Source organism: Flintibacter muris, from assembly GCF_943192995.1.
Taxonomy (GTDB): domain Bacteria; phylum Bacillota; class Clostridia; order Oscillospirales; family Oscillospiraceae; genus Lawsonibacter; species Lawsonibacter muris.
Genome location: NZ_CALPCP010000122.1, coordinates 1 through 1,184, shown reverse-complemented (window position 1 = coordinate 1,184; position 1,184 = coordinate 1). Strand labels below are relative to the sequence as shown.

The following is a 1,184-nucleotide window of genomic DNA, read 5'->3' as shown; positions in this document are numbered from 1 at the left end:
ACGTTTTCCCCCGGCGCAACTTGCAGTAAGGCGCAAATTTTGACCTTCTTGTGGCGTGCTAACGGCTCGCCGGAGCCGACAGCGGCGAATCCCTTCACGGATATTAAACCCGCTGATTACTTCTACAAGGCCGCGCTGTGGGCCGCTGAAAAGGGTTTGGTGTCCGGTTCTGCCTTTGGAGCAAACACCGATTGTACCCGCGCCATGACCGTGGAATACCTCTGGAAAGCGGCTGGAAGCCCCACGCCTTCCGCAAAGGCCAGCTTTACCGACGTTCCCGCCAATGCAGACTATGCGCAGGCTGTAGCGTGGGCGGTGGAGAACAAGATTACCAGCGGAACGGGCGGCGGTAACTTCTCCCCCGCCGCTACCTGTACCCGTGGACAGATTGTCACCTTCCTCTATCGCGCTATGGGGAAGTAAAGCCGGTCGGCGTTTGCTGTCCTGACAACATATAAGTTATGAAAAAAGCGCCCACCCCCTTTTGAAAAAGCAAAGAGGGTGGGCGCTTTTTTCAGGTACGGGAAATCCTTAATTTAATGACATTGGCTGCAACTCTACGGCGATTTTGACATGAAGGACTTCACTGCTTTCCAAAACATGACCAAACTGAAAACAATGGCCATCAAAGGCGGTGATTCCAGTGAGGACGGGATCGAGAGCTTCAAGGGACTGGAGAACCTGACCAATCTGCGCACACTGGAGCTTTACGGCAGCGCCAGCGCAAAGCTGAGGGACACCTCCCCCCTGGCGGGGCTGACCAAGCTGACTACATTGTGTCTGCCCTATTCTTATGATGAGGGAGCCGCCCTGGACCTGAGCGGCATCCAGGGTCTGACGGATTTGCAGGAACTGACGGTCAACGGAAAGGTGACCAGCCTGGAACCGCTGCGGAACCTGACGAATCTGCGGTCCCTGCGGCTGAGCAGCGTGGCTGACTGGAGAAACCCCGTTCAGAGTCTGGAGGTATTTTCCGGTATGACCAAGCTGAACTCCCTGCAAATCGGCCCTGTGGCTGACGGCGTAGACCAATCCCCCGTAGCCCATGTGTCCGAGCTGTCTATCTATTAATAAAAATGGAGGGTACATATGGCACAAATTGAATGCGGCCGGGGCCACCTCTACGACCCGGACAAAAACCCCACCTGTCCCTACTGCAACGGCGGGCAGAAGATCACCGTGGC

The 1,184-nt window shown here is 55.9% G+C and carries 2 protein-coding genes; both read left to right on the top strand.

Annotated elements, in window-relative coordinates; genetic code table 11:
* On the top strand, positions 1-423 hold a 423-nt coding region (locus NFS22_RS23605), incomplete at its 5' end, for an S-layer homology domain-containing protein (RefSeq protein WP_251320061.1).
* A gap of 150 nt (positions 424-573) precedes the next feature.
* Positions 574-1,071, top strand: a complete 498-nt coding sequence (locus NFS22_RS23600; RefSeq protein ID WP_251320060.1) for a leucine-rich repeat domain-containing protein — start codon at positions 574-576, stop codon at positions 1,069-1,071.
* Positions 1,072-1,184: the final 113 nt, after the last annotated feature.